This is a genomic window from Paenibacillus sp. GCM10027628, assembly GCF_042676385.1.
In the GTDB taxonomy this organism is placed as follows: Bacteria; Bacillota; Bacilli; order Paenibacillales; family NBRC-103111; genus Paenibacillus_E.
Window position 1 is genome coordinate 19,140 of sequence record NZ_JBHTHA010000035.1, and the last position, 20,005, is coordinate 39,144.

Consider the following 20,005-nt stretch of genomic DNA (forward strand, 5'->3'; position numbering starts at 1 on the left):
AAGATTATTTTGGAAGATATCGATCATAGCATAAAGAACTAATTGGTCGGATATGAATAGATCGCGAGGAGCAGCTGAACTAGGACTTATTTCTATAAAGTACCAATGCTTCAAAAAGCAGAGAAAGCCATAATAAGGGCATCATGTGGTTTGCATGCCAATGAGGGGGACTTGTTATGAGCAATTCTATGGTACAAGTAAGGACTGCGGCGTTTATTGGCATGATCTGCGTAATGATATCCGGCTGCAGTGCGAAAGTTTATCCCAACCATGCATCAGAGAAAACTCCGGAACCTGCGCCCTATGTGCAAGCCAATAAGCACTCAACTTCCGATGATTCCATCGTGGAAACGCAGCATTTCTACACGGGACCTCGAAAATTGAAGGTTGAGGCTTCCACCCGTGATGCCCGATCCGAAAATAAAACTGCCTACCTGACCTTCGACGACGGTCCATCTCAGAGCACGGCGAAGATTTTGAGCATTTTAAAAAGCTTCGGCATTCCCGCCACCTTTTTCGTGGTAGGGACGGACACCATTGAAGGAAGAGCACTGTACAAACGAATCGCAGCTGAAGGCCATGCGCTTGGCAATCATACATACTCACACAATTACAACACCATATATAAATCGCCGGAAGCGTTTCGCAGAGACGTCCGTAAGCTGGATCAGCTTTTGGAAGAAACCGTGGGCTATCGCCCGGATATCCTTCGCTTTCCAGGAGGTTCTAACAACCATCTCAGCTGGAAGCCCGGCGGCAGAGGTATTATGAGCAAGGTGGCTAGGGCGATGAAGGAGGACGGCTACCAATATTTTGACTGGAATGTAAGCTCCACGGATGCAGCTGCCCCGGTTCAAGACAGGAACATGATCATTGATTCCGTACTCGGCGCTAGCCGGGGAAAACAAAAAATCATTGTCCTTATGCACGACAATAGTTTTAAAACAACGACCGTTGAGGCGCTTCCCATCGTGATCAAAAGGCTGCAAGCAGCCGGGTTCCGGTTCGATAAGCTGACGAAATCCTCGTTCACTTTTCAATTTTTGACGCCATGAAGGTTGTTCGCTTGCCTCTCATCGTTTACCATAAACGTAAGGTCCAAAAGGAGAGGCAGGAGTTGCTGTATGCCGGATGTGTTACGATTAGGACCGCTGCAACTGCAGGGTCAATTGCTTACGTTGCTTCTCGCTTGTATTGTTGGCTATTGGCTGACCAGGAGGCTAGTGCGGAAGCTGAAGAGCGATAGAGGAGTTGCTTATCCCATCGATGATGTTGTCTTTAATGGCGGCGTTATTATACTGCTCTTCTGGAAGTTTGGCGTCATACTGACTCAGCCATCCTTGCTTTGGAAGCAGCCGGGGAAGCTGTTGTTGGTGTCCGGTTCCAGCGCCGAGCTGCTAACAGGGTTGTTAGTTGCTCTCATCTATGCTCTTTTTCAGCTGCGCAAGCATCAAATTCCGATCTTCCTGCTGTTGGATGTTCTCGCCTGCGGCCTCACAGGGGCTGTGTTGCTATATGCTTCGCTAGTACAGGAATATGGAAGTCCGACCTCGCTGCCGTGGGGGATCGGTGCCCAAGGGACTACGGGCAGGTTCCATCCTTATTACCAATATTTTGCGTTACTGCTCGTTCCCTTATGGATTTGGCAGCTTAAACGTTCAAGCGTGCACGCCCCTGGATCAGGCAAGCTCCTCAAATACACATCGCTTTATGTGGGCGGCGCCGGCATGTTGGCCAGTTTCTTCGCCCAATCCGTCCCAACCCCGATCTATCTAAGCTGGGCACAGCTTTTGTTCCTGACTATGCTCATCATCGGAATGCTTCTCCCGCGGTTGGCACATAATACAAACAGAAGGGAGCTGAGCTACATGAGCCAAAATGATTCAAAAGAACAAATCAAACAAGATCAGCAAAACAAAGAGCGCCAAAAAAGCTCGCCTGCCTCTGGCAAAGAAGGCTTTGTCGATAAAAAACTGGACGGTCCGAACCGGCCTTCCACATAAGCTAATCTAATACCCCACAAAGTGACCCCAAGCTCCGGAGCAGGGGGCCCAATTGAACATGGAGGTACACCATGAGCGACCAAAATCAAAGCAATCAGACCAAGTCTGCTCAGCAAGGCGATCTGGATCCGTTCGAGATTAACTTTCTTCCTCAATTTAAGGAAGGGCGCGGTCCGCATCAGCCCTTTGTGAATGAGCATGGCGTCGTCATCGGCGATCATAATTATGAGTCTGAGAACTCACCGCTCGAACAGTGGACGGCGGACACAGACCCTGATGTCATGGCCGGGGATGAGTGGGTTCATCCTTACAAGGACATTGGATTTCAAACCGCGGAGAACCGGGATCTTTTTGAGAAGGGCGTCCCCCCGCAAAGCGGAATCTTCATGCATCCGGATAAAGACGTTGCGTATGAGTACGATCTGGGACAATCGGATCCGGGCCAAGCAGCCATCGATAAGCCAAAAGATGAGGCGGAAGCATAGCTTTCGTCTTCTTCCTTTTTGTGGACTTTGGTTACTTTGCGCTTTGCTTTCCTAGCTGACGGATGTATAATAATGATAAAGATTATTATTTTCTATTAACTATAAAATCCTAAGGGGTGGAACATATGGCAATGTCCTTTGATTCTTACATGAAAGATATGGTTAAACCGATGAGAGAGGATTTGACTCGTCTCGGTATCACGGAGCTTCTGACGCCGGAGCAAGTGGAGCAAGCGATTGAAAGCTCCAAAGATGGCACGATGCTGCTTGTGATCAACTCCGTTTGCGGTTGCGCAGCAGGCCAATGCCGTCCGGGCGTAGCCAAAGCGCTGCAAAATGACGTACTGCCTACGTACACTTACACCGTGTTCGCGGGTCAAGAGAAGGATGCAACGGCTAAAGCGCGCGAATATTTGGCGCCATACCCGCCATCATCCCCGTCCATTGCATTGTTCAAAAACGGTGAGCTGGCGCACTTCATCCAACGTCACCAAATTGAAGACCGCTCTGCTGATATGATCGCCGGCGATTTGATCGGCGCTTTTAACGAATATTGCAAATAAGAGAATGTGATCGATCCCCGTTGCTTGCAGCGGGGTTATTTTTTTGAGTGCAAGCCTTTGAATTTTCAACGGCTAAAGTCTATACTAATCCTTAAAGAATGAGATAGTTCGATTACGAGAGAAAAGGTGGAGAGATGCATGAGCCTGCAACAGGAAATTATCGCTAAGCTCGGCGTGAAGCCGGAAATTGATGTGGACGCGGAGATTCGCAAGCGTGTGGATTTTCTTAAGGATTATGTGCGAAAAGCAGGCGCCAAAGGCCTGTTGATCGCGATTAGCGGAGGCATCGATAGCGCCGTAACGACGGGGCTTTGCAAGAAGGCAACGGATGAGCTTACGGCAGAAACCGGAACCGAATACAAGACAGTCGGCGTATTCCAGCCTTACGGCGAGCAAGTCGATATCGAAGACAGCTACGCCACGGCCAAAGCCTTCGATTTGAAATATCAAATCGAGAACAACATCCAGGAAGCCGTCGATGAAATTGCGATCGAAGTCGAATACGGACTTAAACATATCGGCGTTCACCAGCATGTCAGCCGCGGCGGCAAAGGCAACATCAAAGCGCGTACGCGTATGGTGATGCAGTATGCGCTAGCTTTTGAACTTGGGCTGATCGTCGTGGGCACTGACCACGCTTCCGAAGCGATCACCGGCTTCTTCACCAAATATGGCGACGGTGCCGTGGACATCACACCGCTGAGCACGTTGAACAAGCGCCAAGTGCGCTCGCTTGCTGCGAAGTTAGGCGTTCCGCAGAGCGTTCTCGATAAGGCGCCGACCGCCGGCCTATGGGAAGGCCAAACCGATGAGAGCGAGCTCGGCATTACATACGGCGACAACAGCGATTATCTCGAAGGCAAGCAAATCGACCCTGCCGTTCAAGAGAAGCTGGAAAAGCAATATTTGAAAACAGAGCACAAACGCGCGCCGATTCCGGGCATTTAACCACATAAATTATAAAAAGGCTGAAAGCTTCTCCTCGGAAGAGGGGGCTTCAGCCTTTTTTTGTATGCAAGGATATAGACACAAGCCAGTTGCAGATGTACCCTGCTTGAGCGGAACTACAGGACGCTATTTCTCCAAAAGATCCCTTGGAGCACGAGATGCGGAACTACAATCATCTATTTCGCAAATTGGAGCCAGAGGAGCACAATTTCGTGGAAATAAGGTACTGACGTTCCGCGAACTACCAACTTTAGCCCAAATTGTCGGCAATAGCGAGTTATAATTCCGTTCGCGGTGGAAAGGTTTCGAAGGAAGACGCCAAGACTGGCCGGGTATGGTGTTTTAAGACCGTTCTATTGACCTGATTTTGGTCAAGCGCCTACGGCACCTGGTGCCCGCGCGACTTCGCATAAAGCGCATACCACTCTTCGCGGCTCATCAGCTCGGATTGGCGAACCGCATCCTGGCAGGCGAGCACGCGCGCTGCGGACGAAGTACCGATAACCGGCTGAATGTAAGCCGGATGCTTCATCAACCAGCCGAGAACGATCGCTTCCGGCGTCGTTTCTTTCTCGCGTGCCAATTGCTGAACGAGCGCAGCCGTTTGCTGAACGGCGTCACTGGCATCGTCCAAGCTTCTTCCGCTATATATCCCTTGCGCCAGCGGACCCCATGCCTGAATTTGGATGTTCTCCATCTGGCAATGCTCCATAATGCCGTCGGTGAAATTAACGCTCGCGCCTTCTTTACGGTTGACGAGGATGCCTTGATCCAGCCAATCCGTGCGATGGAGGCTCATCTCCAATTGATTGACGACAAGAGGCTCCGCAATGGATCGTTGCAGGAAGCGAATTTGTGAGGCTGTCATATTGGACACGCCAAAATGCCGCACTTTGCCGGCTGATCTTAGCACGTTGAACGCTTCAGCAACCTCGTCCGGTTCCATCAGCGGATCGGGACGATGCAGCAGAAGCACATCGATGTGCTCGACGCCAAGGCGTGCCAGAATTCCATCGACGGAACTTACGATATGACTTTTGGTGAAATCGTAACGTCCCGGCAAGTCGCCGTCGGCAAAGCGGATTCCGCACTTGGATTGAAGCACGATTTGATCGCGAAGATCGGGTCTGTTTTTCAGAATTTGTCCGAAAACACTCTCGGATTTGCCCATTTTATAAATATCGGCATGGTCGAACATCGTTATGCCAACCGCAAGAGCTGCTTCCACAGCAGCTTCTGCGGTGATGTAATCTTCCTTCGTTAAAGGCTCATGGTTCCAGTCGCCACCAATCCCCATACACCCAAATACCAATCGGCTGTTCGAAATTCCACGTTTTACAAGCGGCATTGCTTTCATTAAGTTTGCCTCCTAGCACTGTGAGTTAAGCCTATTATACCTGCTAAAGAGGTTTGACATAAGAACTGAAAAAAGGTTCACTTACTTACCTCAGGGTAAGGTAGGATGGATTTGAAACGTGTGCTTCTTGTTATTGAGCGATTTATGGATAAGGTGACGGCGTTAGCTTGACCATTTACCGAGAATCGGGTACATTGTACGCAAAACAATGCAAGTTAAAGTGAGGCTGGGCACGCGGATGATTATCGGAATTGGCACGGATCTGGTGGAAATCGCGCGAATGCGCAAAATGCTGGAAGGCACGACTGCGGCGCGTTTCTTAGAGAGGATTTTGACGCCTCAGGAGCGAGGGCTGGCTGAGCAGCGAAGAGGCCGTCTTGCCGAGTTTGCCGCGGGGCGGTTTGCGGCGAAAGAAGCGATTGTGAAAGCGGTTGGCTGCGGCATCGGCAAGCAAGTCGGCTTTCAGGATATTGAGGTGCTGCCGGATGCGCTCGGCAAACCGGTATGCCGCATAACGGCGGAAGCGCTGGAGCGGGCAGGCCTAACCGGCAGCAGCCACCGCATCCATATCAGCATCACGCATACGGATTCGATGGCTGCCGCATATGCCATTGTAGAGCAGCTCTAATCGAGCCGCTCTATTTTTTTGAGCTGAGCCAGTCGGTCAGCAGCCCGACTTCCTCATCGGAAAGCTTGCTCTTATAGCCGGGCATGCCGCCGCCGCCATTCTTGATTTGGTTCGCGATTTGCTCTTTGCTAAAAGCAGTGCCGGCCTTTTGCAAGTTCGTTTTCGGACCGGCTCTGCCTTCCAAATCAACACCGTGGCAGCTAATGCACTTGTTGGTCGTAAAAAGTTCCTGCGCCTTCACATACGCAGGGTTGCTCTCTTGCGCAGCGGCAGTAGCGGCAGGCGATGCCGACGGCTTCGCCGCGCCATTGCCGGTCCCCCCTCCGCAAGCGGCCAAAACCAATGCCATCGGCGCAATGACCATCATAGCGCTACCTACACTGATCGTGCCCCGCCATATTGCAGTGCGGGTCCTCCATTTTTTAGTAGACGGTTTGCTTGTATTTTCCATGATTCAAGCCCCTCCAAGATAATCATCTTCTAATTGCTGTTAATGTGGCGGCCATTGGGTTTCATCCAATAGACTTTTTGACTGGCAGCTGTCAAAGGACGAATAGATGGATTTTATCCAATGAGGGGGCAAATTACTTCCCCCAAACCCGTAATATATACGCGCTAACCAGCAAGCTAATGCCGCCCATACCTTCAAGCACAACAGCCGAATAGCCGAGATACCACACACCCATGATCGCGGACAGGGCGAACAGCCACAGTCCCAGATACACCAGCGGTCTTCCCAGCAGAAGCCCGAACTGCACGAAACCAATCGCGAGTATAAATGCTCGCAATACCGGAGCGAAAAGCGGCCCGACAGCGCCAATCGCCTCTAACAGCGCTACCGCTGCAATAAGCAGAGCCCCTGGCAGCAGCAGGAAGATGGGGTGGCCCCAACCGCTGCGGTCAGTCACTCTAGCTTCTCCGTTGCCATCATTGCGCGTTTCCTTACGCAAGCTCCAAATCTGGATTAAGCTTGCCACGACGGCTGTAATCAAAGCCGCTTGCTTCAGCCAATCCAAGTCCCGCCATATGATGGCGAAATCCACAAGCGCGCTGAAGATCCATTCCGCGCCCCAAATACTCAATAACGGCAGCAGAGCGCGCGCTTCCCCAATCCAAGCCTTTCTTCTATTTGCCAAATCTGTTTGCTTTGCGTTCTGCATACATTCACCTCTAGTTTTCTCTTCCGCACATCTCGTATAATGGAAGCATGTCCATTTATCCATTATAACTTGAACGTGTCTGATAGAGAAGGAGAGCGCATGTACAGCGAAAAACAAAAGTCATATTTTTCCAATAACCTGTTAGACTGGTATCGCACACATAAACGGGATTTACCTTGGCGAAGAAGTAAAAACCCTTATTATATATGGATTTCCGAGGTTATGCTGCAGCAAACGCGAGTGGATACCGTTATTCCCTATTTTCACCGGTTCGTAGATCAATTTCCTACCGTCGAAGCGTTGGCGCTGGCACCAGAAGAAGATGTGTTGAAAGCGTGGGAAGGCCTGGGCTATTATTCGCGCGCGCGTAATTTACAGAGTGCCGTAAGGGAAGTGCATGAGCGTTATGGGGGCGTAGTTCCGCAGGAAAAAGAGGAGATTTCCTCGTTAAAAGGTGTCGGACCCTATACGTCCGGAGCGATTCTAAGCATCGCTTATAATAAGCCGGAGCCGGCTGTGGACGGTAACGTGATGCGGGTGCTTTCCAGATATTTTCTCATTGAAGAAGACATTATGAAACCTGCCACCAGGGTGCGGATGGAGAAACTGGCACGAGAGCTGATCCTGGATGGAACGGCGAGCGACTTTAACCAGGCGTTGATGGAACTTGGGGCGATGGTGTGCACGCCTCGTTCTCCGCATTGTCTGACATGCCCCGTGATGGCGCATTGCCGTGCACGTGAAGCGGGTATGGAAGAGTCGCTGCCGATTAAGAAGAAAGCCAAACCGCCACGCCCTGAACTTCGGGCTGTTGCATTCATCGAGGGTACGGGTGAACATGAAGGGAAATGGTTGATCCGGCAGAGGCCGCAAGAAGGGCTGCTGGCGAAGATGTGGGAATTGCCTCATGTGGAGTGGAAGTCTTCGGAGTGGCATGCGGATGCAGCCGACAATATGAATGAACTGCGTCAAAGCCTGGCCGATCAAGAACAAATCGTCATCAGTCCGATCGAATGGTTCATGGATACGGAACACGTGTTCAGTCATATTGTGTGGAACATGAAGGTGTACCGGGCCAAGCTGGGCGATATCGGCCGCCAGCGGGACGGGGGAGAATGGGTACCGTTTCATTATCGCTGGGTAGATGCGGATGAGCTGCATCAGTATGCGTTTCCCAACGTTTTTTTACGTATTATGAAAGCCTGGCAGGAAAAACACAAGAATTGACTAACGAGTAATTAACGGATTTCACGTTTAATGGCATCAATGTTTTTGAGTGTAATCATCTTCTTATCAATCTGAATCGCGCCCTCATCCAGCAATTCCTGCAGCACCTTGGTCACGGACTCCCGCACGGTACCGACCATATTGGCCAACTGCTGATGCGTTAGCTTGACGTTAATGACAAGTCCTTCTGCCGTTGAGATGCCATGCTGCTCGGATAGGCGGATGATCGTCTTCATAATGCGGGAACGAACACCAAGGAACGTGAGATCATAGATTTGTTCATTGGCTCTACGCAATCTGTCCATCGTAGTTTCGAGGAGCTTTAAGCACAGCTTAGGGCTCTTTTCCATAAATTGCACAAATGACGAGCGCTTCAGCGCATACAGCGTACAGACTTCCAATGTTTCTGCCGTAGCGGATCGTGTGAGCCCCGTGCTGATCAAGGACATTTCTCCGAAAAAATCCCCTTCCCGGAACAACGCTAGGATAATTTCCTTGGCCTCATCCAAGCGATAGATTTTCACGACACCTGATTTAATTAAAAATAATTCCTCACCTTCATCGCCTTCCAGAAAAAGGATGGTACCTTTCTTTACCTTCTTTTCTGTAAATAGCGGGGCTAACCCTAGAAGATCCTCTTCCGATAGCTCTTGAAAAAGGGGAACGTTTTGAAGCAGCGAAACGATCGTTTTCAACGGGCATTCAACTCATTTCGGTCATATTAAACGACGACCAGCTGCTCTCCGATTTGTTCAATCATTACATTCAATGTGCGCGATAAGTCAACTTCGTAAGGCTCCTTCAGCTCGTGTCCTGAGGCGGGTCTAAGTATACGTATAACGGGGCGCTGCATACTGTGGTTGTTTAAGCGGGAGACGATGCCTTTTTCACCGGTGCTCAGGGAAACACCAAGGCCGAGAGGGTAGATCGCGACATTGCCAACGGAACAGCTTGACCATATCTATATCGTACAGCTTTCCAGCGCCCCCGTAAAGAACCTCCAGAGCATGGTGCGGCGGAATCGCTGTGCGGTAAGATCTGGCATGGATCATAGCGTCATAGGAATCCAGTAGACCGACCCATCTGGCATAGGGGTGAATTTGTTCCCCATACAGGCTGTAAGGATAGCCGCTTCCATCCATCCGTTCATGATGCTGGAGGGCGCATTGTGCGGCGAGCGCGGGAATGCCGGCCTCATCTTTGGGCATTTGGAAGCCGTAGGTCGCATGCTTTTGAATTTCGAGATATTCGCTAGACGTTAACCGGGCGTTTTTTTGCAGCAACTGAACGGGGATATGAATGCTCCCCACATCGTGCAGCAGGGCTCCGAGGCCGATCGCCATGAGATCATCACGAGTATGGATACCTTGCGCCATAGCCAGCTTCGTTGCGTATACACATACATTAAGGGCGTTCTGGCAAAAATGTTGTTCGATATTCGCTGCGGGAACCATATTGAGAGTCGTTAGCATGACCGGATCATGCTTGCGGTACTGGAGTTCGTTGATGACGCTGGACATGCCTTCATGGAATAGCTTGCTGATCGAGGTGGAATTACGGAAGACTGGGGAAGAAAAGACTGCTGTAGGACTGAATTTTTCGAAAATCTTGCCTAACGAAGTTCGAAGCATCGCTCTCGTGTCTTCATGAATCGGATCTTCGATGATGATGTCATCCGTTCGCGGATCTTCAATGTATAAGTAATCGATGCGCATCTGGCTGAGTTTCCGGAGCATGGAGTTTGTCAGTTCAACACGATAGCCAACTAGAATTTGGCCTTCCTCCGTAAAGATCGCTTTGCCAAGCCTCATACCGGGCTGACACATTATGGTTGGAATGATTCTCATCTATAATTACCTACTTTCCTTTCGTTACAAATAATCCGAAAATAAGCTGAAAGTCTTATTAAATCCATTCAATAGACTCATTCGTTCGACCTTATGCAGACTATTATTTCATAATCGACCTATTAATTCTGTGAGAAAGGTAACAAAATCTCGGGAAAGTTTCGTTGAATAAGAACTAGTGGGAGGTGGGGATGGGAGAGGAGAAGTCAGGGGAGAGGTGCAAAACACAGTATAAGGAATTAACGAGGAAGGGAACAGCACTAAATTGATATAGTACCGACCTGTAATCCAGGCAATCAAAAGAGGTGAAAAAAGACGACCCGCAAAGGATCGTCTTTTTCTATGCCTTACTTCGCAGCGTCATAACGTTTGCCAACTTCAGACCAGTTGATCACGTTCCAGAACGCTTTGATGTAATCAGGGCGTTTGTTTTGGTAGTTCAGGTAGTAAGCGTGCTCCCATACGTCCAGACCAAGGATCGGAGTTTCACCTTCCATGATCGGGCTGTCTTGGTTAGGCAAGCTGTATACTTTCAGTTTGCCGTCTTTGCCGACAACAAGGAACGCCCAGCCGGAACCGAAACGAGTTGTAGCTGCCGCTGCGAAAGTTTCTTGGAATTTCTCGAAACCGCCAAGTTCGCTGTCGATAGCTGCTGCAAGTGCGCCTGTAGGTGCTCCGCCAGCGTTCGGGCCGATTGTTTCCCAGAACAAGGAGTGGTTCGCGTGACCGCCGCCGTTGTTGCGAACGGCAGTACGGATATCTTCCGGTACGCTGTTAAGGTCAGCAATCAGGTCGTTCAAGGATTTCTCATGCAGCGCAGGGTGCTTATCCAGAGCAGCATTCAGGTTAGTGACATATGCATTATGGTGACGACCATGGTGGATTTCCATCGTTGTCGCGTCGATGTGAGGCTCGAGTGCATTGTGTGCGTAAGGTAGAGCTGGTAATTGATGTGCCATTGTACAAAATACCTCCTAAAATTATGTAGTTTCTACCCCTTCATTATGAAGGTTTTTCGATAATAAAGCAACATTTATGTTTACTAAGTCAGACCTCCACGACGTTCGATTTCTTGAATGATTTGACTGTGCATCTGCGTTCCTTGCGCATTGAGCCAAGGGGCAAGCTCGCTCATGGATTTGTGATGAGACTTCAATTCGATCGCCGTCCATTCACTTGGCTTTATGGAACTCAGCACCTGGATATCCCTCGACTCATAGGAGCGTGGTTCTGCAATGTTTGCCATGGTTTCACCTCTTTCTCTCTATGTAAATACATTCCTACTATAAACTCCGAAATTATTCAGTTTTTTATACATCCTTAGATGAATATCCCGGTTTTCGACAAGAGGGAAAGATCAGAAAGTTCAGACGGATGGACCCGATTCATTTTGCCGCCGATACATGCTGATAGACCTGGGGAGGAATGGGAGAAAAGGATGGATAGGAATGGGAATTTTCACACAAAATAGTTGTAAACGCTTGCATTTAAGCGCTTCCAAGAGAAAAGTCGAAAAAAACCTTGTTTTTTGTGAATTTTAACACTTTTTCAGCAGGATTTCGGATTTTTTTGTCGTATTTACTAAGTCACCAGAAAATGAATCCGAAAAAATTTATATGGAATTGGGAGAGAACCGTATGCACGTTCGTTCATTTCAGCTTTCAGATACTTCTTCGGTAACTACACTTTTGCAGGACGTTTTATCCGAAACCTGCTATGAAGAAACAATCGAAGCATTCGCCCGTCAACTGTCCTGGGACACAGAGCTTGTCCTGATCGCGGAAGAAGAAGAGCAGATTGTTGGTATGATCATCGGAACGATTGATAACAACAATGGCTACTATTATCGAATCGCGGTTGCAACTGAGTATCAACGTAAGGGTATCGGCAAAGCATTGATCGAAGCCATGAAGCAAAGATTCCTCCACCGGAACGTGAACAAAATTATGGTGACTGTAGATGTACATAATGAAATTGTACTGCCTGTTTATGAATCCGCGGGCTACAGCACATCGGACTTTTCAAGGGCGGCGCATCGTCTTAGCATTGTGAAAAAAGTTAGTGTTTAATAGAACGGCCATAGCCATATGAAATTAAAATAGTTCGGACCATGGGAGCATATCTTTTCCGCCGTTGCAATTGGGGAGGAGATATGCTTTTCTATATAATATCGGAACATTACCGGCAGGAACGTGTAGAGGAGCTTTGAGACATGGATGTATTTACGCCGTATGTGATAAAAAGCTTCAAACACGATGGACATCTTCACCGTATGTGGTTGAGCAATTGGCGGGTTCCCGAAGCTAATCTCCATCCTGACCACCAGCGGGAATCCATGATGGTGTTTATCAACAGTCAAACCAAGATCCAGGAAGCGGACGGTAAAGAATGGGTGAGCCGCATTCCGGGCGTGTCTTTTTTTATTCCTCAGCAATGGTTCAACATCGTAGCTCTAATCGAGGAGAACGGCATTAGATACTACTGCAACGTGGCATCTCCCTTGTATGTGACGGAAAACGTGCTGACATATATCGATTACGATCTGGACGTGATTCGGATGCCTGATGGTACGATTCATATCGTCGATGAGGAAGAATATGAGCGTCACAAAATCAACTATCACTATTCTCAGCTTGTCGAAGAGAAGGTGCACGAAGGTCTTGCTGCGGTGCTGGAGCTGCTCCGTGCCGGCAAGCCACCGTTTCAGGACGATTTGGTTCTCTACTATTATGAGCAGTGGGAAAAGCAAAAGAACGGAGGGGCCTGAATTGAGCTTCTTTGTGCAGCGCGGTGAAAGGAACAAAGCCGCGGCTAGACATGTCGCGGATGCAGAGGCGAAGAGTTTGACTCACGAGCTATGGGATTGGACGAAATCGATCCTCGTTGCTCTGCTTGTCGTTATTCTCGTTCATCAGTTTGGTTTCAATCTCTCGACTGTCAGAGGCAACTCGATGCAGCCTACGCTGCAGGAAGGCGAGTGGCTGTTCGTGAACAAGGCAGTCACGTATCTTAAAGCCCCTGGGCGCGGCGAAGTGGTCATCTTGAAGGAGCCCGAAGAGCAGTTCGCGCTTAAACACCCTTATCTGGTTAAAAGGGTAGTCGCCGTCGCCGGCGACGAGGTGGAAGGCCGAGGCGGTGTTTTGTATGTGAACGGCGACGCGGTACAGGAGCCGTATACCGATACGCCCATCAGTGACGGGGACTTCGGACCGATTCAGGTCGGACCGGGGCGCGTCTTCGTGATGGGCGATAATCGGCACGCGGCGGCGAGCGCCGACAGCCGCCGGTTTGGAGCCGTGCCGGCCAGTATGATACTGGGGCGGGCGGAATATGTGCTGTGGCCATTCCAGGTGGCCGCGAAGCTTTAATGTGAACTCACCATGCTAAGGAACGAGAGGTGGAGAATATGGCGGTTTCCCTTGCAGCAGGAACAGATGCGGATTGGCGCACTATCAAACAAGAGATCGTGGAAGCCGCGTCATCGCTCGGTATAGATAAAATAGGCTTCGCGACGGCGGAGCCGTTCACAGAACTGAAAGAAATCCTTCTCCAGCATAGGGAGAAGGGGTACGAGTCCGGCTTTGAGGAGCCGGACATCGAGAAGCGGGTACGCCCGGAGCTCAGCTTCGAATCGCCGCAGTCGATCATCGCCATCGCTGTCGCGTACCCGTCGAAGCTGCCGAATCCCCCGCGCTCCGAGCCGGGGGCTTACCGCGGGATCATCTCGCGCACCTCGTGGGGGCGCGATTACCATGACGTGCTTCGCGACCGGCTCGCGAAGCTGGAAGCATTCATCGCGGAGCGCGTGGAAGGCGCGCGGATGCAGAGCATGGTCGACACGGGCGTCCTCGTCGACCGCGCTGTCGCCGAAAGGGCCGGCATCGGCTGGAGCGGCAAAAACTGCGCCGTCATTACGCCCGAATGGGGCTCTTGGGTCTATTTGGGCGAAATCATCACGAATATTCCTTTTCCAGCCGATACATCTATTATGGATCAGTGCGGGGATTGCACAATTTGCATTGATGCGTGTCCGACCGGAGCGCTAGTTGGCCCAGGGCAGCTGAATTCGAGCAGCTGCATCTCGTTCATCACACAAACCAAAGGCTATGTAGAGGACGAGTATAAGCTGAAAATCGGCAATCGCCTCTACGGCTGCGATACATGTCAGATCGTCTGCCCGAAGAACAAGGGGATGAATTGGACGCATCAACCCGAGCTGCAGCCGGATCCGGAGAAGGTCAAGCCGCTGCTAATCCCCTTACTGACGATGACGAACAAGGAGTTTAAGGAGCAATACGGCAGCCTGTCAGCATCCTGGCGGGGCAAAAAGCCGATCCAACGCAACGCGATCATTGCGCTGGGCAATTTCAAGGATCGGACCGCGGTTCCGGTCTTGACGGAACTGCTGCATACCGATCAGCGGCCCGAGATTCGGGCGACCGCAGCATGGGCGCTGGGGCGAATCGGCGGCGAAGCAGCTGCTGAGGCGCTCGGACAAGCCGCGTCCAAGGAGCAAGAACCTGCGGTGCTAAGCGATATTGAAAAAGCTATCCTGCAAGTTCAAAGCGGTGTGGATAAAGCCGGTTGTTCCGGCGAATGATGCCAACTCCGTAAAGCTATACACGGTCTGTTCACCACATTTGACGTTTAACACGGAAAAACCGCCTTAAAGTGACGGATCCACTTTGACTTACGCCGGATAAGCTTGAAAAACCGCGCTAAAGTCGCGAAATCGGCGAAAAAGCATTGCCGAGTTACGTTTAACGCGGAAAAACCGTCTTAAAGCGAGGGATCCGCCTCGACCAACGCCGGATAAGCAGGAAAAACCGCGCTAAAGTCGCACAGCTGAGAATTCGGTAAATACCGTCTCAGGGAAACTTCACTTTCATTACGGTTCTGCGACCTGATGATACGATACACACCAGATAGGTTACCTGTTTATGCTGGCGAAGCCAGATTTCCTCACAAAAAAACTAAGGGAGGAACCGAAATGACTCAGGCAGCGCAAGCCCAAGTACTCTACTATACAGAGATTTCTTCACCTATAGGACCGCTCGTCCTCGTAGCAAGCAGCCAAGGGCTCTGTTCCATCGAATTCGGTACATTTGCCCATAATCACGAGAAGCTGGGCGTTTGGGCCAACCGTTGGTTCGGCGCGCACGAGCTGCGGGAGGATGAACAACAACTGCAGCCGGTAAAGCAGCAGCTGGAGCAATATTTTAAAGGTGAACGATCCGGCTTTGAAGGGAAGTTAGACCTGCATGGAACCGAGTTCCAGAAAAGGGTGTGGACTGCGCTGCTCGATGTCCCCTTCGGCCAAACAGCCTCCTATAAAGATATCGCAGAAGCAATCGGCTCGCCCAAAGCGGTTAGAGCCGTTGGTGGTGCAAATAATCGCAATCCGATACCGGTCATCGTCCCTTGTCATCGAATTATAGGCGCTGGCGGTGAGCTTGTCGGATATGGCGGCGGGCTTGATATCAAAGTTCTTCTATTGGAATTGGAAGGCACCAGGACTAAACAGACTATTACCGTGGAGTGAATCCTATGAGATATGTGCATCTGGACTCCGTCGAGCCTGGGCAATATTTAGGGCGGACGATTTTTTCCAGCAATGGGGCCGTTTTGCTTTCGGAAGGCGTGCAATTAACGGTCTATATGATCAATACACTCAACCGGATCGGGGTTACGATGATCTATATTAAGGACCCTAATTTGGAAGATATCGAAATCCCGGAAGTGATCTCTGATGAAACGAAACGTGCAGTGATGATGCGAATGAGCGAAACATTCGACACGATCCGCTCCGGCAAAGATTTTAATTCGCGTTCGATGAGCATCTCGATCAATACATTGCTTGATGAAATCATGAAGAACAAGGATGTGCTCGTGCAATTATCCGATATACGCACCCAGGATAACGAGAAGTATGTGCATGCAACTAATGTGTGCATGATGTCCGTTCTAGTCGGCATCAATATGGGGATGAACGCAACTCAGCTCAAAGAGCTTGCGATCGGAGCGCTGCTCCACGATGTCGGCAAGGTCGAGCTGATTACGGATGACACGTCGACAGACCCGAAAAAGCACCACACGTGGCGCGGTTTCGAACTCATCAAAAATAAGCGGGAGTTCAGCTTGCTCATTGCTCATGTCGCCTTCCAGCACCACGAAGCGCTCGATGGATCGGGCGTTCCGCGCGGGCTCATGAGCGAAGAAATCCACCTTTATGCTAAAATTACCGCTGTCGCCAATATGTATGATAATTTGCTCTTCGATGTTTCCTCAGGACGCCGCATGCTGCCGCATGAAGCGTGTGAGCACATGATGGCGTTAGCAGGGACCAAGCTGGATCGGGATGTGCTGATTGAATTTCTAAAAATCGTCTCAATATATCCTACTGGCGCCTCAGTTCGCTTGTCGACCCGTGAATCCGGCGTTGTGGTGGGGCAGCATCGGGGGCTGCCAAGCCGTCCGATTGTCAGAGTCGTGAAGCAGGATGCACTCGACAAGGAGCTAGAGATCAAAGAAATCGATCTTGCGAAGCACACGACCGTTTTTATCGAACAGGTGCTCCTGTAACATCGATTTGAAAAGGGACGAATAGAAATGCTATGATGGAGCAAATGAACCATTTTTTAAACAAATATATTGGGGCCCCCACAAAATAGTATTGTGGGGTTAAATTAGGGGGCAAGCTTATGTGGAATATTATTATTCCTATTCTTACGCTGATTGTGGGCCTGGTCGGGGGCTTCTTCATTGGGGTATTCTACTTGAGAAGACAACTGGAATCCATGCAGAACAATCCGGAAATGCTGCAAAAAATGGCCAAGCAAATGGGCTATAACATGAATAAGCAGCAAATGGCGAAAGTTCAAAACATGATGAAAAACCAAAAGTGGAAATGAAACAAGAGTTCAGAGGGCTTTGCCGTCAAACCGTACAAACGGCGGGCGGCACGAGCCCTTCCTGTTACAGTCCGTTATGAGTAGGACGTACCAGTACTATCCAGAGGTGGCACAGGCATGACGAACAATAAAGACCGCATTATGGAAGCTGCGATGGATTTGTTTCATGACCAAGGCTTTCAAGGTACGGGTCTTGAAGAAATCCTGTCTAGCAGCGGTGTATGCAAAAGCAATTTTTACTATCATTTTAAAAGTAAAGAAGAGCTTGGCGTAAAAGTCATTGAACGTAAGGTGCAGGAGATGCGGGAATCCGTGATGGAGCCAAGTCTCGGCAATATGAAGCTTTCGCCGAAACAGCAAGTTATAGAATTGTTTAATCGGATGCTGGCCTTTTGTGAGGAGCATGAGTGCCGAAAAGGTTGCTTCTTTGGCAATATGGCGTTAGAGCTTAGCGATCGATCTGAGGCGCTGCGAATACCGCTAAGCCGCTTTTTTAGCGAACTTGAAGATAAGGTCGCACGCTGCCTGCAGGAAGGGAGCAATCGAGGGGAATTGACGCTGAAGGGCTTAACGCCAACGGAGTTGGCACTGCCCATCGTTTCGCTGCTTCAAGGCGGTTTGCTGCTGACGAAGACGCACAAGGAAAGTAAAGCTTTACGTGACAGCATTAAGCTGCTTACAATTTGCATGGTGTAGAAGAGGAGTGAAAAGAATATGGCATCTATCGATTATAAAAACGAAAGAGTCGCGGAGAACCGCGAGCTCATTGAACAGCACGTCAGAGCGATTTTGCGCTTGATCGGAGAAGATGTGGATCGGGAAGGGCTGCTGGACACCCCAGCTCGCGTAACCCGGATGTATGAAGAGATTTTTGCCGGCTATTCAGCGGATCCGCGCGATGTGCTGGGTGTTACATTCGATGAACAGCATGAAGAACTCGTCATCATTAAAGATATCGTCTATTACAGTCAGTGCGAGCACCATATGGCGCCGTTTTTCGGCAAAGTGCATGTAGGTTACCTGCCTAGCGGCAAAGTCGCCGGTTTGAGCAAATTTGCCCGTCTGGTCGACGTTATCACCCGTAAACTTCAGGTTCAAGAGCGAATTACCTCTGAAATCGCCGACATTTTGGATGAAGTGCTGAAACCGCATGGCGTCATGGTCGTCGTTGAAGGCGAGCATATGTGCATGTGCTCCAGAGGCGTGAAAAAGTACGGCAGCCAGACGGTAACGTCCGCCGTTCGCGGTTCGTTCAGGACCGACTCGACACTGCGCTCGGAGTTCCTGTCGCTTTTAAAATAAAGATCCAAATAGGGATGTGCACGATGACAATCGTTTTGTGCAGCATCCCCTTTTTTATGGCGTGATAGAGGGATGACTTGTTGTACAGCGGATGGATATAGTATTCTGTATCATAATAATCCTCGAGTAACTACCGTACATGCCATCGCATAAACTGATAGGAGGACAAGAGGAATCACGGAAGTGGCAAAGAGGGAGGCAAACTTATGAATAACATACGCAAATTTCGGCCGGGGGAGGCCGCTTCCTCTAAAGTGAGCGAAGAACGGGATGAATTTGAAAAAGATTATGCCAGATTGATTCAGTCGCCGGCGTTTCGCAGGCTGCAAGGCAAGTCGCAAGTATTCGGAGCCGGTTCCGGCGATTACTACCGGACAAGACTTACCCACTCGCTTGAAGTCGCGCAAATTGCCCGCGAAGTGGCAAAACGGCTTGAACGCACGAATCCTTTTCTAAAAAAACGGGAGCATCCGGGCTTGATCATTGATCCCACGGTGGTGGAATGCGCCTCGCTCGCGCACGACTTCGGTCACCCGCCATTCGGCCACAAAGGAGAAGAGGTGTTGAACCACCTTTTGATGAAAGAATACGGGCTGAAATATGAGGGTAACGCGCAAAACTTCCGGATTCTGATGTTCTTGGAAAAGCGTGCAGGGAGCGACAGCGGCCTCGATCTAACCGCAGCCGTGCTGCTGGGTATTAATAAATATCCGTTCCTTATCGAAGAAGAAGGCAGGCTTAAAGGCGTGTACGGATCTGAGTGGGACATCATCAGCGAGCTTCGCTCGGCATGGAAAATGCCGGAAGGATGTTCCACGCTGGAAGCGCAGCTCATGGATCTGTGCGATGATATCGCCTACTCGACGCACGACATCGAAGACGGCATCCGAGCCGGCAAAATTCAAATGAACGCCACTTTTTTCGAGGATCAAAGGTTGAATCGCCATCTCGTCATGGAGATTCTGAACGATCCGAATAACAAGAAATTCGGCTGGGAAGAAGTCGACATTGAAGAGATGGTGCGCCAGGTACTTTCCGACTATCTGGAGCAGTGGCAGCAGATTTTCACCGAATGCAACCGTGAGGAATCACGGACCCGCCGTGAGATGAAAGCGCGATGGGTGAGCTCTTTCGCGAACAGTTTGGACATCATCGACGACCCTGATAAGGGGTGGAAAAAGGTGACCCTCGTCAAAGCGGATGCCGAAGACATGACCCTGCTGCGGACAATGGAAATATTGAAAAAGCTGGCCTGGGTAACGCTAATTAAAGACTTCCGCGTACAGCGTCTGCAAAAGCGCAGCGAAATCATTGTGGAACGTCTGTGGGACTCGTTCATCGACCCTGACAAGGGCCAATGGATCATCCCGCCGGACTGGATGGACAGTTATGAACGACATAAGGACAAGTGGAGCTGGCCGCGCTTTATCGCCGATTACATATCGGGGATGACGGACGCCTACGCGGAGAAGGTGTACGCAGAGCTGTTCGCGAGCAAGTCAGGCTCGATTTATGAGATGGATTAGGTGACTTAATTAAAATAAATGTTTAAAAAGTCCGCTTTCAGAACCGAG

General features: G+C 50.0%; 24 protein-coding genes. 17 read left to right on the forward strand and 7 right to left on the reverse strand.

The window, feature by feature from the left end:
* Positions 1-176: 176 nt before the first annotated feature.
* From ACFQZT_RS22465 to nadE, 5 genes are all read left to right on the forward strand, one after another.
* Positions 177-1,055: a polysaccharide deacetylase family protein gene (locus ACFQZT_RS22465; protein ID WP_379303296.1), complete on the forward strand. Its 879-nt coding sequence runs from the start codon at positions 177-179 to the stop codon at positions 1,053-1,055.
* Between the two features lie 69 nt (positions 1,056-1,124).
* On the forward strand, positions 1,125-2,003 hold the full coding sequence (locus ACFQZT_RS22470; RefSeq protein WP_379303298.1) for a hypothetical protein: 879 nt from the start codon (positions 1,125-1,127) through the stop codon (positions 2,001-2,003).
* Positions 2,004-2,074: 71 nt separating this feature from the next.
* Positions 2,075-2,488, forward strand: a complete 414-nt coding sequence (locus ACFQZT_RS22475; RefSeq protein WP_379303300.1) for a DUF3905 domain-containing protein — start codon at positions 2,075-2,077, stop codon at positions 2,486-2,488.
* A gap of 125 nt (positions 2,489-2,613) precedes the next feature.
* Positions 2,614-3,051 (forward strand): BrxA/BrxB family bacilliredoxin, encoded by a 438-nt coding sequence (locus tag ACFQZT_RS22480; protein WP_379303302.1) that lies wholly within the window; start codon positions 2,614-2,616, stop codon positions 3,049-3,051.
* Between the two features lie 138 nt (positions 3,052-3,189).
* Positions 3,190-3,999 carry an ammonia-dependent NAD(+) synthetase gene (gene nadE / locus ACFQZT_RS22485; protein ID WP_379303304.1) on the forward strand — a complete coding sequence of 270 codons (810 nt, stop codon included), beginning with the start codon at positions 3,190-3,192 and terminating at the stop codon, positions 3,997-3,999.
* A 379-nt stretch (positions 4,000-4,378) separates the two neighbouring features.
* On the opposite strand, the gene ACFQZT_RS22490 is transcribed toward nadE, so the two are convergent.
* A complete protein-coding gene (locus ACFQZT_RS22490; protein ID WP_379303306.1) occupies positions 4,379-5,356 on the reverse strand; it encodes an aldo/keto reductase in 978 nt (325 codons plus the stop codon).
* 238 nt (positions 5,357-5,594) lie between these two features.
* Here ACFQZT_RS22490 and acpS point away from each other — a divergent pair, with 238 nt between their 5' ends.
* On the forward strand, positions 5,595-5,984 hold the full coding sequence (gene acpS / locus ACFQZT_RS22495) for a holo-ACP synthase (protein WP_379303308.1): 390 nt from the start codon (positions 5,595-5,597) through the stop codon (positions 5,982-5,984).
* Between the two features lie 10 nt (positions 5,985-5,994).
* On the opposite strand, the gene ACFQZT_RS22500 is transcribed toward acpS, so the two are convergent.
* Both ACFQZT_RS22500 and ACFQZT_RS22505 read right to left on the reverse strand, forming a co-directional pair.
* The gene (locus ACFQZT_RS22500; protein ID WP_379303310.1) at positions 5,995-6,435 is read right to left on the reverse strand and encodes a c-type cytochrome; all 441 of its coding nucleotides are present in this window, start codon (positions 6,433-6,435) and stop codon (positions 5,995-5,997) included.
* A gap of 133 nt (positions 6,436-6,568) precedes the next feature.
* A complete protein-coding gene (locus ACFQZT_RS22505) occupies positions 6,569-7,144 on the reverse strand; it encodes a hypothetical protein (protein WP_379303312.1) in 576 nt (191 codons plus the stop codon).
* A gap of 99 nt (positions 7,145-7,243) precedes the next feature.
* Here ACFQZT_RS22505 and mutY point away from each other — a divergent pair, with 99 nt between their 5' ends.
* Complete coding sequence (mutY, locus tag ACFQZT_RS22510) at positions 7,244-8,371, forward strand: A/G-specific adenine glycosylase (RefSeq protein ID WP_379303314.1); 1,128 nt, start codon at positions 7,244-7,246, stop codon at positions 8,369-8,371.
* An 11-nt stretch (positions 8,372-8,382) separates the two neighbouring features.
* Here the strand turns inward: mutY and ACFQZT_RS22515 are convergent, their stop codons facing one another.
* The 4 genes from ACFQZT_RS22515 to ACFQZT_RS22530 all read right to left on the reverse strand — a co-directional run bounded on the left by ACFQZT_RS22515 (position 8,383) and on the right by ACFQZT_RS22530 (position 11,464).
* Positions 8,383-9,066, reverse strand: a complete 684-nt coding sequence (locus ACFQZT_RS22515) for a Crp/Fnr family transcriptional regulator (protein ID WP_379303316.1) — start codon at positions 9,064-9,066, stop codon at positions 8,383-8,385.
* Between the two features lie 192 nt (positions 9,067-9,258).
* Positions 9,259-10,218, reverse strand: a complete 960-nt coding sequence (locus ACFQZT_RS22520) for an HD-GYP domain-containing protein (RefSeq protein WP_379303318.1) — start codon at positions 10,216-10,218, stop codon at positions 9,259-9,261.
* Positions 10,219-10,565: 347 nt separating this feature from the next.
* Positions 10,566-11,177, reverse strand: a complete 612-nt coding sequence (locus tag ACFQZT_RS22525; RefSeq protein WP_379303320.1) for a superoxide dismutase — start codon at positions 11,175-11,177, stop codon at positions 10,566-10,568.
* A gap of 83 nt (positions 11,178-11,260) precedes the next feature.
* Positions 11,261-11,464 (reverse strand): hypothetical protein, encoded by a 204-nt coding sequence (locus tag ACFQZT_RS22530; RefSeq protein WP_379303322.1) that lies wholly within the window; start codon positions 11,462-11,464, stop codon positions 11,261-11,263.
* A 391-nt stretch (positions 11,465-11,855) separates the two neighbouring features.
* On the opposite strand from ACFQZT_RS22530, the gene ACFQZT_RS22535 reads away from it, so the two are divergent.
* The 10 genes from ACFQZT_RS22535 (at position 11,856) to ACFQZT_RS22580 (ending at position 19,957) form a co-directional block, all read left to right on the forward strand.
* Positions 11,856-12,287, forward strand: coding sequence for a GNAT family N-acetyltransferase (locus ACFQZT_RS22535; protein WP_379303324.1), 432 nt, complete (start codon positions 11,856-11,858; stop codon positions 12,285-12,287).
* A gap of 143 nt (positions 12,288-12,430) precedes the next feature.
* The gene (locus ACFQZT_RS22540; protein WP_379303325.1) at positions 12,431-12,985 is read left to right on the forward strand and encodes a DUF402 domain-containing protein; all 555 of its coding nucleotides are present in this window, start codon (positions 12,431-12,433) and stop codon (positions 12,983-12,985) included.
* Positions 12,948-13,586 carry a signal peptidase I gene (gene lepB / locus ACFQZT_RS22545; RefSeq protein ID WP_379303327.1) on the forward strand — a complete coding sequence of 213 codons (639 nt, stop codon included), beginning with the start codon at positions 12,948-12,950 and terminating at the stop codon, positions 13,584-13,586. The genes ACFQZT_RS22540 and lepB overlap by 38 nt, the downstream gene beginning before the upstream one ends.
* Before the next feature lie 38 nt (positions 13,587-13,624).
* Positions 13,625-14,818 (forward strand): tRNA epoxyqueuosine(34) reductase QueG, encoded by a 1,194-nt coding sequence (queG, locus tag ACFQZT_RS22550; protein ID WP_379303329.1) that lies wholly within the window; start codon positions 13,625-13,627, stop codon positions 14,816-14,818.
* Between the two features lie 390 nt (positions 14,819-15,208).
* Positions 15,209-15,760 carry a methylated-DNA--[protein]-cysteine S-methyltransferase gene (locus ACFQZT_RS22555; protein WP_379303331.1) on the forward strand — a complete coding sequence of 184 codons (552 nt, stop codon included), beginning with the start codon at positions 15,209-15,211 and terminating at the stop codon, positions 15,758-15,760.
* A gap of 5 nt (positions 15,761-15,765) precedes the next feature.
* The gene (locus tag ACFQZT_RS22560; RefSeq protein WP_379303333.1) at positions 15,766-16,800 is read left to right on the forward strand and encodes an HD-GYP domain-containing protein; all 1,035 of its coding nucleotides are present in this window, start codon (positions 15,766-15,768) and stop codon (positions 16,798-16,800) included.
* Positions 16,801-16,919: 119 nt separating this feature from the next.
* Positions 16,920-17,129 carry a YneF family protein gene (locus tag ACFQZT_RS22565; protein ID WP_379303335.1) on the forward strand — a complete coding sequence of 70 codons (210 nt, stop codon included), beginning with the start codon at positions 16,920-16,922 and terminating at the stop codon, positions 17,127-17,129.
* Between the two features lie 117 nt (positions 17,130-17,246).
* The gene (locus ACFQZT_RS22570) at positions 17,247-17,825 is read left to right on the forward strand and encodes a TetR/AcrR family transcriptional regulator (RefSeq protein WP_379303337.1); all 579 of its coding nucleotides are present in this window, start codon (positions 17,247-17,249) and stop codon (positions 17,823-17,825) included.
* Positions 17,826-17,843: 18 nt separating this feature from the next.
* Positions 17,844-18,431: a GTP cyclohydrolase I FolE gene (gene folE, locus ACFQZT_RS22575; RefSeq protein WP_379303339.1), complete on the forward strand. Its 588-nt coding sequence runs from the start codon at positions 17,844-17,846 to the stop codon at positions 18,429-18,431.
* Positions 18,432-18,637: 206 nt separating this feature from the next.
* Positions 18,638-19,957, forward strand: coding sequence for a deoxyguanosinetriphosphate triphosphohydrolase family protein (locus tag ACFQZT_RS22580; protein WP_379303341.1), 1,320 nt, complete (start codon positions 18,638-18,640; stop codon positions 19,955-19,957).
* Positions 19,958-20,005: the final 48 nt, after the last annotated feature.